This is a genomic window from Serratia sp. PL7 (assembly GCF_945957435.1).
On record NZ_CAMFLB010000001.1, the window covers coordinates 771,610 to 785,672 of the forward strand.

General features: G+C 61.9%; 11 protein-coding genes. 10 read left to right on the forward strand and 1 reads right to left on the reverse strand.

Features of this window, described 5'->3' with window-relative positions:
• The first annotated feature begins 72 nt into the window (after positions 1-72).
• From N6G83_RS03620 to N6G83_RS03645, 6 genes are all read left to right on the forward strand, one after another.
• Entirely contained in the window at positions 73-1,491 is a 1,419-nt protein-coding gene (locus tag N6G83_RS03620) for a PLP-dependent aminotransferase family protein (protein ID WP_025303187.1), read from the forward strand.
• A 187-nt stretch (positions 1,492-1,678) separates the two neighbouring features.
• Positions 1,679-3,334: an ABC transporter substrate-binding protein gene (locus N6G83_RS03625; protein ID WP_409529436.1), complete on the forward strand. Its 1,656-nt coding sequence runs from the start codon at positions 1,679-1,681 to the stop codon at positions 3,332-3,334.
• A gap of 48 nt (positions 3,335-3,382) precedes the next feature.
• Positions 3,383-4,339, forward strand: coding sequence for an ABC transporter permease (locus N6G83_RS03630; RefSeq protein WP_004934604.1), 957 nt, complete (start codon positions 3,383-3,385; stop codon positions 4,337-4,339).
• A gap of 4 nt (positions 4,340-4,343) precedes the next feature.
• Positions 4,344-5,294, forward strand: coding sequence for an oligopeptide ABC transporter permease (gene opp4C, locus N6G83_RS03635; protein ID WP_043143878.1), 951 nt, complete (start codon positions 4,344-4,346; stop codon positions 5,292-5,294).
• The gene (locus tag N6G83_RS03640; RefSeq protein WP_025303183.1) at positions 5,291-6,277 is read left to right on the forward strand and encodes an ABC transporter ATP-binding protein; all 987 of its coding nucleotides are present in this window, start codon (positions 5,291-5,293) and stop codon (positions 6,275-6,277) included. Before opp4C ends, N6G83_RS03640 begins: the two co-directional genes overlap by 4 nt.
• Positions 6,267-7,235: an ABC transporter ATP-binding protein gene (locus N6G83_RS03645; RefSeq protein ID WP_025303182.1), complete on the forward strand. Its 969-nt coding sequence runs from the start codon at positions 6,267-6,269 to the stop codon at positions 7,233-7,235. The genes N6G83_RS03640 and N6G83_RS03645 overlap by 11 nt, the downstream gene beginning before the upstream one ends.
• Before the next feature lie 2 nt (positions 7,236-7,237).
• Here the strand turns inward: N6G83_RS03645 and N6G83_RS03650 are convergent, their stop codons facing one another.
• Positions 7,238-8,212: an alpha/beta hydrolase gene (locus tag N6G83_RS03650; RefSeq protein WP_197836163.1), complete on the reverse strand. Its 975-nt coding sequence runs from the start codon at positions 8,210-8,212 to the stop codon at positions 7,238-7,240.
• A 676-nt stretch (positions 8,213-8,888) separates the two neighbouring features.
• On the opposite strand from N6G83_RS03650, the gene N6G83_RS03655 reads away from it, so the two are divergent.
• From N6G83_RS03655 to astB, 4 genes are read left to right on the forward strand one after another with little or no spacing between them, the layout of a single operon-like run.
• Positions 8,889-10,103, forward strand: coding sequence for an aspartate aminotransferase family protein (locus tag N6G83_RS03655; RefSeq protein ID WP_025303180.1), 1,215 nt, complete (start codon positions 8,889-8,891; stop codon positions 10,101-10,103).
• A 52-nt stretch (positions 10,104-10,155) separates the two neighbouring features.
• Positions 10,156-11,190 carry an arginine N-succinyltransferase gene (gene astA, locus N6G83_RS03660; RefSeq protein WP_025303179.1) on the forward strand — a complete coding sequence of 345 codons (1,035 nt, stop codon included), beginning with the start codon at positions 10,156-10,158 and terminating at the stop codon, positions 11,188-11,190.
• Entirely contained in the window at positions 11,190-12,662 is a 1,473-nt protein-coding gene (astD, locus tag N6G83_RS03665; RefSeq protein WP_260514725.1) for a succinylglutamate-semialdehyde dehydrogenase, read from the forward strand. Before astA ends, astD begins: the two co-directional genes overlap by 1 nt.
• A gap of 52 nt (positions 12,663-12,714) precedes the next feature.
• The gene (gene astB / locus N6G83_RS03670) at positions 12,715-14,055 is read left to right on the forward strand and encodes an N-succinylarginine dihydrolase (protein ID WP_164067324.1); all 1,341 of its coding nucleotides are present in this window, start codon (positions 12,715-12,717) and stop codon (positions 14,053-14,055) included.
• Positions 14,056-14,063 lie beyond the last annotated feature (8 nt).

Sequence of the window (14,063 nt, forward strand, 5' to 3'; positions counted from 1 at the left end):
TAAGTTAATCACGAAGTACAGTGACTATAATAGTGACAGTTATTTTACTTTTTCATATAACAGTTAATGGTTATGACCCGATACGAGCAGCTTGCGCAGCAGATTAGAGAACAGATCCAGAACCGGGTGTGGCGGGCGGGCGACAAGCTGCCTTCGCTGCGCGAGAGCGGCAAACGCGCCGGATTAAGCCTGATGACGGTGGTGCAGTCTTACCAACTGCTGGAGAGCCAGGGGTGGATCGTCGCCCGCCCGCAGTCGGGCTACTATGTGGCGGCGCGTCCGCAGCCGCTGCCTCAGCCTTCGCGCGGCGAGAAACTGTTGCTGAGCGAGCAGGTGGACATCAACGCCTTTATTTTTGACGTGCTGCAGGCCTGCAAGGATCCGGACATCGTGCCTTTCGGTTCGGCCTTTCCCGACGCCACGCTGTTCGCCCAGCCGAAGCTGGCGCGGGCGCTGAGCAGCGTAGCGCGCAAGTTCACGCCGCACAGTTCGCTGGCCAACCTGCCGCCGGGCAACGACGCGCTGCGGCGGCACATTGCCCAACGCTATGCGCTGAGCGGCATGCAGGTTGCCCCGGACGAAATCGTCATCACCGCCGGGGCGATGGAGTCGCTCAGCCTCAGCCTGCAGGCGGTGACCCAGCCGGGCGACTATGTGGCGATCGAATCGCCGGCGTTTTACGGCGCGCTGCAGGCGCTGGAACGGCTGCGGTTAAAGGCGGTGGCGATCGCCACGCATCCGCAGGACGGTATCGATCTGGACGCGTTGCAGCAGGCGGTGGAACAGTATCCGATCAAGGCCTGCTGGCTAATGACCCACTTCCAAAATCCGCAGGGCGCCACCCTGCCGGAGGCCAACAAGCAGCGCCTGGTGGAGCTGCTGCGCGAACGGCAGATTTCGCTGATCGAAGACGATGTCTACGGTGAGCTGTACTTCAGCGCCGAACGGCCGCTGCCGGCCAAGGCGCTCGACAGCGGCGGCCAGATCTTGCACTGCTCGTCGTTTTCCAAATGCCTGGCGCCGGGCTTTCGCGTCGGCTGGGTGGCGGCGGGGCGTTATGCGCAGCAGATCCAGCGTTTGCAGCTGATGAGCACCGTTTCCACCAGCGTGCCGACCCAGATGGCGCTGGCGGATTATCTGCTGCACGGCGGCTACGATACCCATCTGCGGCGGCTGCGGCGCCTGCTGGCTCAACGCCAAAGCGCGATGCGTCAGGCGATCGCCCACCATTTCCCGCCGACGGTGAAGGTCAGCCAGCCCGACGGCGGTTATTTCCTGTGGCTGGAGCTGGATCCGGCGCTGTCGTCGATGGAACTGTACCGGCGGGCCCTTTCCCGGGGCATCAGCATCGCGCCGGGGCGCATGTTCACGACCGGCGACCATTTCAACCACTGCTTCCGCCTCAACGCCTCTTTTGAATGGAATGACCGCTTTGAAGAGGCGATCAAAACCTTAGCCAAACTTATCCGGGGGCTGGCTGCGACCGGTTGAACCGCGATTTGCAGCGGGCTTTGCCCCAGAAAAATTCATAATGCTTTTTTCGGCAATGGAATGCCGGTTTCGTTGTTAGACAGCCCTCCAGCCGCCCATTACTCTGCGATAAATTTTGTCACATTTTTATCAACGGGAAGACGAGGGGCTGTGGGTGAGAAGAATAAAAAATAAGCTAAACAAACTGTTGCGATATCGCCTGACACCGCTGGCGTTGGTCTGCGCGCTGGGGCTGAGCGGCGTCGTTCAGGCGGAAACGCTGGCCGAAGGTATCACGCCGGCCAGCGACACCGCTCGGGTGCCGGCCGCCGCCAAACTGCGTAAAGACACCGTGGTGGCGGGCATCTCGGAACCGCAGGGGATTTTCAACCCGTATCTGTTCACCAACGGCTGGGACGAGAACGTAACCGACGTGATCTTCAGCCGCCTGATCGGCCTGGACAGCCAGGGCAAGCAAGAAGGGCGATTGGCGGAGTCCTGGCAGGTCAGCCCCGATAATCTGACCTACACCATTAAGCTGCGGCCGAATTTGGTCTACAGCGACGGCTCGCCGCTGAAAGCCGACGATATCGCCTTTACCCTGACGCTGCTGCACGATCCGGCCTATGACGGCGACACCGATATCACGCCGGCGCACATCCAGGGCGGCGCCGAGTATAAAAACGGTACCGCCGCCGGCATCAGCGGGCTGAAGGTGATCGACGATCGCACCATTCAGATCGTCACCACCCAGCCGGGCGCGACCACGTTGCAACTGATTGGCGGGCCGGTATTGTCGCGGGCTTACTACGGCAAAGACTATCAGCGCGGCAAGCTCGACAGCGTGCGCGCCTTGAACGGCAAGCCGCTCGGCAACGGCCCCTATATTTACGACAAGTACGTGCCGGGGCAGGAGATCCGCTTCCACGCCAACCCGAACTTCTACCTCGGCCCGCCGCCGATGGCGCGCTTTATCTACCGCGTCACCAACCCGGCCACCAACTTCCAGCTGTTCCAGACCGGTGAGACCGACTACGACGCCTTTACCGCCAAACCGGACGATATCGAACAGCTCAAGCTGCTCGGCTTCGCCAATATCAACCTTTACAGCTCAAGCGATTACAGCCGCGTTGATTTCAACCTCAGACGCCCGGCGCTGCAGGATAAACGGGTGCGCCAGGCGCTGATCTACGGCCTCGATCGGCAAAAGCTGATCGCCGTGGTGTACCAGGGGTACGGCAAGGTCGCCAACCAGCCGATTTCGCCGATCTCCTGGGCCTATGACGCGAACGGCATCAATCCCTACGCTTACGATCTCGATAAGGCCAAAAAGCTGTTGGACGAGGCCGGTTGGCAGATGGGCGCTGACGGTATCCGGCAGAAAGACGGTAAAAAGCTGGAGCTGACGCTGCTGGTAACCAAAAAGCTGATCAACGACGCGCTGGTGCCGATCGCCAAGGATAACTATCGCCGGCTCGGCGTGGTGCTGAAACCGCAGGTATTGGACTTCAACGCGCTGTTGGCGCAGCGCAAGGCGGGCAATTACGACCTGGCGTCCCTCAGCACCAGTACGCTGAACGATCCGCACGACGGCGTACGCGATTTCATCAGCAGCGAGAGCGAGACCGGTTATCACAACCCGCAGGTAGACGCGCTGATCGCCAGGGCCAATGCCACGCTGGATATCGCCCAGCGCAAGCCGCTGTATCACCAGCTGTATCAAGCGTTGGCGGACGATCCGCCGGTGATCCTGCTCGGCAACCGCGAGATTTTGAGCGCCAGCAGCGCGCGCGTCACCGGCTTTAAACCGGATATCTACAACGGATTGGTCGGCAGCCTGCCGAACGTCAAACCGGCGCCGTAACGCCCTGACGCCGCCGCGCCATTCCGGGCGGCGGCGATGGAACCCGCGATGAGAAACTTTATCCTGCGCCGTCTGTTGCAGACTATCCCGATGCTGTTGTTGGCTTCCTTGCTGATTTTTTGCATTTTCGCCCTGGCGCCCGGCGATTTTATCGACGGCAACATCAATTTGACCGCGCAACGCGCCGCCGAGCTGCGGGCGCTGTATGGGTTGGATCAGCCGTTGTTCAGCCGCTACCTGCACTGGCTCGGCCGCTTGCTGCAGGGCGATCTCGGTTTTTCGCTGCAGTATCAGATCCCGGTCAGCACGTTGCTGAATCAATACATCTGGAACTCGTTCCTGCTGGCGGCGGTGGCGATGGTGCTGTATTGGGGCATCGCGTTGGCGGTGGGGGTGATCTCGGCGATGAAACCCTATTCGCTGTTCGATCATCTGATCACCGTGGCGGTGTTCGCCGCTATGTCGTTTCCGACGTTCTTCCTGTGCCTGTTGCTGATCAAATGGTTCGCCGTCGACCTGCACTGGCTACCGGCGGGCGGCATGTTGCGTACCGGCAGCGAAGCGAGCGGACTGGCCTGGGCGCTGGAGGTGGCGGCGCACCTGCTGTTGCCGGTGCTGGCGCTGGTGATGCTGCAGGCCGGCAGCCTGACGCGCTATTTTCGCGCCAGCATGCTGGAGGTGATCCGCATGGACTATATCCGCACCGCGCGCGCCAAGGGGCTCAGGGAGAAAACGGTGATCCTCAAACACGCGCTGCGCAATGCGCTGTTGCCGATCATCACCCTGCTGGGGTTCGAGCTGCCGGGATTGTTCTCCGGCGCGCTGATCACCGAAAAAATCTTCAACTGGCCGGGCGCCGGACATATCCATATCGATTCGTTGGCGGCGCGTGATTACCCGGTATTGATGGGGTTCACGCTGTTTCTGGCCGCCTTGACCATTCTCGGCAATCTGCTGGCGGATATTCTGTACGCCTACGCCGACCCGCGCATTCGCTTGAGGTAACACGATGTTGGTTACGCTGTTTTTCGGCCGCCGTCGCCGTTGGCGACAGGCACAGCTGCCTGCGCTGGCGCAACTGTCGCCACCGCCCGCCGCTCAGGCCTGGCGACGTTTGCGCCGCCACCGACCGGCGATGATTTCGCTGGCGTTGCTGGTGCTGTTGGCGCTGCTGTGCCTGATTGGGCCGTCGCTTTCGCCGTGGCGCGACGATGCCGGCGACGTGCTGAATATCAACCAGGCGCCGAGCGGCGCGCACTGGCTGGGCACAGACTTTCTCGGCCGCGATATCTGCACCCGGCTGCTGCTGGCGGGGCGGATATCGCTGACCATCGGCCTGGTGTCGATGCTGCTGTCGGTAACGCTGGGCTATGTGCTGGGGGCGCTTTCCGGTTATCTGGGGGGCGTGGCGGACAGGCTGATCATGCGCTTCGCCGATCTGCTGATGACCATTCCCGGCCTGCCGCTGCTGATCATCATGGGGGCGATGCTGACCGAACTCGACGTGTCGCCGGACTACCGCATCTACATGGTGATGATCATGCTGAGCCTGCTGGGCTGGCCGTCGCTGGCGCGGCTGGTGCGCGGCCAGATCCTGTCGCTGCGCGAGCGGGATTTCATGTTGGCTACCGAGGTGCTGGGGCTCTCTACCCGGCGGCGTCTCTTCGGCCATCTGCTGCCCAACACCGTGCCGATTTTGGTGGTGGTCGCCACCATGGCGGTGGCCAACGCCATCCTCAGCGAGTCGGCGTTGAGCTACCTTGGGCTGGGCGTGGTGCCGCCGACGCCGTCGTGGGGCAACATGATGGACGCCGCCAATAGCCTGATCGACTTTCAGCGCCGCCCCTGGCTGTGGATGCCGCCCGGGCTGGCGATCTTCGTCACCGTGGTGGCGATCAATATTTTGGGCGACGGCCTGCGGGACGCGCTCGATCCGAAAATGAACGGGGTAACACGATGAGCCAACCGCTGGTGGCGTTCGAGCGACTGTCGGTGTCGTTTCAGGGGGAACAAGGGCCGGTGCGGGCGGTGCAGCAGGTCAGCCTTGAGCTGCAGGCCGGGCAAACGCTGGGGATCGTCGGTGAGTCGGGCTGCGGCAAAAGCGTGACCGCCATGGCGCTGATGGGGCTGTTGCCGCAGCCGCTGGCGCAGGTAGACGGCGGTAAAATTCGCTTTGAAGGGCAAAACCTGCTGTCGCTGCGGGCCTCCAAGATGGCCGATCTGCGCGGCAACCGACTGGCGATGATCTTTCAGGAACCGATGAGCGCGCTCAATCCGGTGTTGACCCTCGGCGAACAGCTGGTGGAGCCGCTGATTCGCCACCTGACCCTGTCGCCGAAAGCGGCCTGGCGTCAGGCGATTCAACTCTTGACTGAAGTGGGGTTAGCGCGCGCCGAGGCACTGATGCGCTGCTATCCGCATCAGCTTTCCGGCGGCATGCTGCAGCGCGTGATGATCGCTATGGCGATCGGGTGCCGTCCGGCGCTGCTGATTGCCGACGAACCGACCACGGCGCTCGACGTTACGGTGCAAGCGCAGATCCTGGCGCTGCTGCGTGAGCAGAGCCGGCGACACAACATGGCGATGATCTTGATCACCCACGATCTTGGGGTGATCGCCCAGATGGCGGATCGGCTGGCGGTGATGTACGCCGGGCGCGTCGTCGAGCAGGGCACGACGCGGGAAGTGCTGGCCGAACCGCGGCACCCTTATACTCAGGGGCTGATCGCCTCGCGGCCGGTGCCGGGCCAGCGGCTCCGCCGTTTGTACTCCATTCCCGGCCAGGTGCCGGATCTGGCGCGCTTGCCTGATCACTGTGCGTTTGCCGAGCGCTGTGCGCAGGCCACCGCGCGCTGCCGCGATGGCATTCCGCCGCTGTACGGCACGCCGCAGCGCCAGTCCGCCTGTTTCCTCAACGCCGGAGGGCGCCCGCATGTCGACTGAACCTTTGGTGGAAGTGAAAGGATTAAAGAAATATTTTCCGCTGCGCGACGGACTGTTCGGGCGCACCACCGGTCAACTGAAGGCGGTGGACGACGTCAGCTTCAGCATTCGCAAGGGGCGCATTTTCGGGCTGGTGGGTGAGTCAGGCAGCGGAAAAACCACCGTCGGCCGCACGCTGCTCGGCCTGCACGACAAAACCGCCGGTGAGGTAATGTTCAAAGGGCTGGCACTGGATAGCCTGAGTAAAGATGCGCTGCGCGCCCTGCGGCCGAAAATGCAGTTAGTGTTTCAAGATCCGTACAGTTCGCTGAACCCGCGCCTGCGCGTGGGCGACGCCATTGGGGAAGCGCTGTTGCAACACGGCCTGGCGAGCAAGGCGGAACTGCGCGAACGGGTGCTCGATACCCTGGCGATCTGCGGGCTGTCGCCGCAGCATTATGGGCGGTTTCCGCATGAGTTTTCCGGTGGCCAGCGCCAGCGCATCGGCATCGCGCGCGCGCTGATCCTGCAGCCGGAGTTTATCGTCGCAGACGAACCGATATCGGCGCTCGACGTGTCGATTCAGGCGCAGATCATCAATCTGTTCTCCGATTTGCAGGAACGGCAAGGGGTGACGCTGCTGTTTATCTCGCACGATCTCGGCGTGGTGGAGCATCTGTGCCAGGATGTGGCAGTGATGTATCTGGGGCAGATCGTTGAGAGCGCCGATCGCGACGCGCTGTTTCGCCAACCGCTGCATCCCTACACGCAGGCCTTGTTGGCAGCGGTGCCGACGCTGGATGCGCAACGCGCGCCGGCGTGGGTGGCCGGCGGCGAGCCACCGAACCCCGCCAACCCGCCGCGCGGCTGCCGTTTCCATCCCCGCTGCCCGCTGGCCACGGCGCAGTGCCGCGAACAGGCGCCGCAGCTGCGCAGCGTGGCGCCCGGCCATCAGGTGGCTTGCCACCTGGTCGGCTAGCGTCAGGACAGGTAGTGCTTCAACGCGCGCCCGGCCTGGTGGATCGCCGAATGCACCGCAGGGACGTGGGCGAGCGGATTCAACAGGCCGTAGTCGTGGATCAGCCCGTTGTAGCGGGTGGCGGTGACCTCGACGCCGGCGGCATCGAGCAGACGCGCGTAAGCTTCGCCTTCATCGCGCAGCACATCCAGCTCGGCGGTCTGCACTAGCGTCGGTGGCAAGCCCCGCAGCTGTTCCGGCGTGGCGTTGAGCGGCGAAGCGTAGATATCTTTGCGCTGCGCCTTATCGGGCGCGTAGCTGTCCCAAAACCACTTCATCATGTTGCGGGTCAGGAAATGGCCTTCGGCGAACTGATGATAGGAGTCGGTATCAAACTGGGCACGGGTGACGGGCCACAGCAGGATCTGGCAACGCAGCGCCGGTATGCCTTTCTCTTTGGCCATCAGGCTGACCACCGCCGCCATATTGCCGCCGGCGCTGTTGCCGACCACCGCCAGCCGTGAACCGTCGACGTTGATCTTCTCGCCGTACTCGGCCACCCATTCCGTGGCGGCGTAAGCCAGGTTGATCGCCTCGGGGTAGCGCACCTCCGGTGAGCGGGGATAGTTGACGAACACCGCCGCCGCGCCGGAGCTGTAAACCAGATCGCGCACCAGGCGCTCGTGGGTGGGGAAATCGCCCAGCACCCAGCCGCCGCCGTGAAAGAACATGAATACCGGCGGCGCCTCGTTGACCCTGGCCGGCCGCACCAGCTGCAGCAGAATATCCTGACCTTCTACGTGAATCGTTTTTTCGCTGATCTCGACCTCGCGCAGCGGCACCTCGACGCTGCGTTGCGCGTCCTCCAAGACCCTGCGTGCCTCTTTAGGCTTCATCTGTTCCATGGGTTTACCGCCGGCGGCATTCAGCGCGTCGAGAAATGCGCGGATGTCGTGCTGGGCGTGTGGCTGGCTGAGATCGACGGTTTTCTTGGGCATGGTGACTCCTTGGGCGCAGAAGAGAAGGGGCGGTCAGGATCACAGTGTAGCCGCTGGCAAACAAAGCGGGAGCGGAGGCTGACGGCGGTCAGCGCGGCCCGTGTTTTGGGGATGTTGCAGGTGGGATCTCCGCGTCACTGCCGTCTTGCACAATCCTGACGCACCGCTGCACCCAATTGGGGCAAAAAGTGTGAGGGCGAGCAAATTGGGTGAAATTATTTTTGCGAGCCCGATCAGAAATTCTAAAGTTTTTCGTAATTGAATAGTATTTCGCGCGCAATGATGATTTTAGGCCTTATTTTTTAATTTATGCATTACCAATGCATAGAAAATGAATAAATATTCAATATAAGCCGTTGTTTTAACGTAAAAAATAGCAAAATCCGGCAAAAATCCCGTTTTGGCACGATAGCTGCTCTACACTCTTTATCAAACGACATGTATTTTAACTGCTCGTTAACATTTACTCCCCGCTCAGGGACCGGATATACGCCATAAATAGTGAAAAATCGATTTTATGTAACAGATTTGTTTCTAAATCAGCGGTAAGGGACAGTATTTTCTCCGCCGCGAAAGTCGGTTTTGAACAACGGTTTTTTTGCATTGTGGCGGCCTAACCGGGCTTGAGCGACCCTTACAGTCAAAATTCAGCCTTTGCTGAGATTATGAGGTCACTATGGAACAGCCAATCGCAGTTACCCGCCAGTCTTTCGATGACTGGATGGTCCCGGTTTATGCCCCTGCCGATTTTATTCTGGTGCGGGGCGAAGGATCGCAGGTGTGGGATCAGCAGGGTAAGTCTTATATCGATTTCGCCGGCGGCATCGCGGTTAACGCGTTGGGGCATGCGCACCCGGCGGTCAAGGCGGCGCTGGTGGAGCAGGCAGGCAAGCTGTGGCATCTGGGCAATGGCTATACCAACGAACCGGTGCTGCGCCTGGCCAAAAAACTGATCGACGCCACCTTCGCCGACAAGGTGTTCTTCTGTAACTCGGGCGCCGAAGCTAACGAAGCGGCGCTGAAACTGGCACGCAAACATGCGCACGATCAGCACGGCGCTGGTAAAGATCAGATTGTGGCGTTCAACAACGCGTTCCACGGTCGCACGCTGTTTACCGTGTCCGCCGGCGGCCAGCCAAAATATTCGCAGGACTTTGCGCCGCTGCCGGGCGGCATCACTCATACGCCGTATAACGATCTGGCCGCAGCGGCCGAGCTTATCAACGATCGCACCTGCGCGGTGATCGTCGAGCCGATCCAGGGCGAAGGCGGCGTGCTGCCGGCGGAAGCCAGTTTCCTGCAGGGGCTGCGTGAACTGTGCGATCGTCATAACGCGCTGCTGATCTTCGACGAAGTACAGACCGGCGTCGGCCGCACCGGCCACCTGTATGCCTATATGCAGTACGGCGTGGTGCCGGACGTGTTGACCACCGCGAAAGCGCTGGGCGGCGGCTTCCCGATCGGCGCCATGCTGACCACCGATGCGTTGGCGAAAACGCTGGGCGTCGGCACCCACGGCACCACCTACGGCGGCAACCCGCTGGCGACGGCGGTGGCGGGGGAAGTGTTCTCCATCATCAACACGCCGGAAGTGCTGGAAGGCGTCAAACAGCGTCACCAGTGGTTCATCGACGGGTTGAACGACATCAATCGCCAGTACCCGATCTTCGCCGACATTCGCGGCGGCGGTTTGCTGATCGGCTGCCAATTGACGAAGGACTATGCCGGCAAAGCGAAGCAGATCACCCAACTGGCCAACGAAGAAGGCGTCATCGCGCTGATCGCCGGTCCGGACGTGGTGCGTTTCACGCCGTCGCTGATCATCCCTGAGCAGGATGTGAAAGAGGGGCTGGCGCGATTCGCGCGTGCCGTGGCGCGCATTTGCAGCTAATCAGCGGGCTGCGCCTTCACCGGCGCAGCCTGATTCAGAAGAGGTTCGCATTATGATGATTATTCGCCCTATAGAGCGTCGCGATCTGGCGGATTTGTTGACGCTTGCCGGTAAATCTGGCATCGGTCTCACTTCACTGCCGCAAAATGAAGATACCCTGTCGGCACGCATTGAGCGGGCGTTAAAAACCTGGCAAGGCGAACTTCCGCAAAGTGACCAGTGTTATCTGTTCGTGTTGGAGGACAGCGAGCGCCGGAAAGCAGTGGGGGTCTGCGCGATCGAAGTGGCCGTCGGCCTGGCAGAACCCTGGTACAGCTTCCGCGTCGGCACGCAGGTACATGCCTCCAAACAGCTGAATGTCTATAAATCGGTACCGACCCTGTTCCTCAGCAACGATCATACCGGCCATTCGGAGCTGTGCACGCTGTTCCTCGATCCGGACTATCGCCACGGTGAGAACGGCAAACTGCTGTCGAAGGTGCGTTTCCTGTTTATTGCCGCATTCCGCGAGCGTTTCTCCCGCCGTCTGATCGCCGAGATGCGCGGCTTCTCAGATGAAAACGGCCGTTCGCCGTTCTGGGAGAGCGTCGGCCACCGTTTCTTCTCCATCGAGTTCGCCAAGGCGGACTACCTGAGCGGCACCGGACAAAAGGCGTTTATCGCTGAACTGATGCCGAAACATCCGCTGTATGTCGATTTCCTGGCCGAAGACGCGCAGAAAGTGATCGGAGAAGTGCATCCGCAAACCCTGCCGGCACGCCGGTTGCTGGAGGCGGAAGGCCTGAGCTATCAGGGCTACGTCGATATCTTCGACGGCGGCCCGACGCTGGAAGCCGAGATCGACCATATCCGCGCGGTGAAGCAGAGCCGCCTGGTGAAAGTGGTGCTGGATGACACGCCGATGCGCGCCGATGCGCCGGTGCATCTGGTGGCCAACGACAACTATCAGAACTACCGCGCACTGTTGGTCAATGCCGAACTGTATGACGACCGCCTGCATATCAACGCCGCCACCGCTGCGGCGCTGGGCGTCGAGCAGGGCAGCCCGGTGCGGGTGCTCCCCCTTATTGCACAGGAGAAAGCATGATGTCCCATCCTGCTCTGTTGATTAATGGCGTCTGGCGGCAGGGCCGCGGCGCCGAGTTCGGCAAAGCCGATCCGGTCGGCAACCAGCCGCTGTGGCGCGCTAACGCCGCCGATACTGACGACGTCGCCGCCGCCTGCGAGGCCGCGCGTGCCGCGTTTCCCTCCTGGGCGCGTACGCCGTTTGAACAGCGCGAACAGCTGGTGAAACGCTTCGCCGCCTTGCTGGAAGAGCACAAACAGTCGCTGGCGGAAACCATCAGCCGTGAGACCGGTAAACCGCGTTGGGAAACGTTGACCGAAATTCAGGCGATGATCGGTAAAGTGGGCATTTCGCTGCAGGCCTACCAATCGCGCACCGGTTTTAGCCAGACGGCGATGGCCGACGGCGCTTCGGTGCTGCGTCATCGCCCGCACGGCGTGCTGGCGGTGTTTGGGCCTTACAACTTCCCCGGCCATCTGCCGAACGGCCATATCGTGCCGGCGCTGCTGGCCGGAAACTGCGTGGTGTTCAAACCGAGCGAGCTGACGCCGCTGACCGCCGAGGAAACCCTGAAGCTGTGGCAGCAGGCCGGCCTGTCGGACGGGGTGATCAATCTGGTGCAAGGCGGCCGGGAAACCGGCGAAGCGCTGGCGGCCAGTGCGGATATCGACGGCCTGCTGTTCACCGGCAGCGCCGGCACCGGCTATCACCTGCATCGCCAATTGGCGGGGCAGCCGGAGAAGATCCTGGCGCTGGAGATGGGCGGTAACAACGCGCTGATCGTCGATGGCTTCGAGGATCGCGACGCGGCGGTCAACCTGGCTATCCAATCGGCGTTTATCTCCGCCGGCCAACGCTGCACCTGTTCACGCCGCATTTTGGTGAAGCAGGGGGCGGAAGGCGACGCCTTTATCGCGCGTTTGGTTCAGGTCGCGGGCGAACTGCGCGTTGGCCGTTGGGATGCCGAACCGCAGCCGTTCATGGGCGGGGTGGTGTCGGCAGCCGCGGCGGAGAACATGCTGAAAGCGCAGCAAAACTTGCTGGCGCTGGGCGGCAAATCGCTGCTGACCATGCGCCTGCTGGAGCCGGGCAGTTCGCTGCTCAGCCCGGGCATCATCGAGCTGACCGGCGTGGCCGGCGTACCGGACGAAGAGTTCTTCGGGCCGTTGACCACGATTGTGCGTTACCGCGATTTCGACGAGGCGCTGCAGCTGGCCAACCGGACGCGCTACGGCCTGTCGGTGGGGCTGGTATCGCCGCAGCGTGAGCTGTTCGAGCGGTTGCTACTGGAAGCGCGTGCCGGCATCGTCAACTGGAACAAGCCGCTGACCGGAGCGTCCAGCGCGGCGCCGTTCGGTGGCGTGGGAGCCTCCGGCAACCATCGCCCAAGCGCCTTCTATGCGGCGGACTATTGCGCCTGGCCGATGGCGTCGCTGGAAAGCGAAAGCCTGTCGCTGCCGGCGACGCTCTCGCCGGGCTTGTCGTTCCGTTAATCGTCTGCGGCGGCGCGATGGCGCTGCCGCAGGCCATCCCCAGGGGATAGCCATGTCAGGATATGAAGTCAATTTCGACGGTTTGGTGGGGCCGACGCACCACTATGCCGGGCTGTCGTTCGGTAACGAGGCCTCTACGCAGCATCAAAACAGCGTATCGAACCCGAAGCTGGCGGCGAAGCAAGGTCTGCTGAAAATGAAGGCGCTGGCCGATCTCGGTTTCCAGCAAGGGGTATTGCCGCCGCAGGAGCGGCCGCATTTGCCGATGCTGCGTCGCCTGGGCTTCAGCGGCAGCGATGAGACGGTGCTGGCGCAGGTGATGCGTCAATCACCGCGTTTGCTGTCGGCGCTCAGCTCGGCGTCTTGCATGTGGACCGCCAATGCGGCCACCGTGTCGCCCTCGGCGGACAGCGCCGACGGCAAGGTGCACTTCACTGCCGCCAACCTGAACAATAAATTCCACCGCGCCATCGAGGCGGAAACCACCACCGCCGTATTGCGGGCGATGTTCAGCGACGATCGGCATTTTGCCCACCACGAGGCGCTGCCGCAGGTGGCGTTATTCGGCGACGAAGGGGCGGCCAACCATAACCGTCTGGGCGGCGACTACGCCAAGCGCAGCGTGCAGATGTTCGTCTACGGTCGTCAGGAATTCGGTGGCGAAACGGCGCCGACGCGTTATCCGGCGCGCCAAACGCGCGAAGCCAGCGAGGCAATCGCTCGCCTGCACCAACTGGACGAGCAGCATACGGTCTTCGTACAGCAAAACCCGGCGGTGATCGATCAGGGCGTATTCCATAACGACGTGATAGCGGTCAGTAACCAGAACGTGCTGTTCCACCACCAGCAGGCGTTTTACCGCCAGCAACAGGCGTTGGATGACGTGCGCCGCAAGATGGCGACGCTGGACAGCGAGCTGGTGGCAATCGAGGTGCCGACAGAGCGCGTCTCGGTGGCGGACGCGGTAGCGACCTATCTGTTCAACAGCCAAATTCTCACCAAGCCGAACGGCAAGATGATGATCGTGGTGCCAGAAGAGTCGCGCCAACATGTCGGCGTGTGGCGTTATCTGAACGACATGGTCGGCAGCGGCGGCCCGATCGATGAAATTCGCGTGTTTGACCTGCGCGAAAGCATGCGCAACGGCGGCGGCCCGGCCTGCCTGCGGTTGCGGGTGGCGCTCAACGAGCAGGAGCTGCGGGCGGTGAATCCACGCGTGATGATGAACGAGCGGCTGTTCGCGACGCTGAACGAGTGGGTGGATCGCCATTACCGCGATCGCCTGACGCAGGATGACCTGGCCGATCCGCTGCTGCTGCGCGAAGGGCGTGAGGCGCTGGATTCGCTGACGTCGATTCTCGGTCTCGGCGCCATTTATCCGTTCCAACGCTAAGGGAGGCG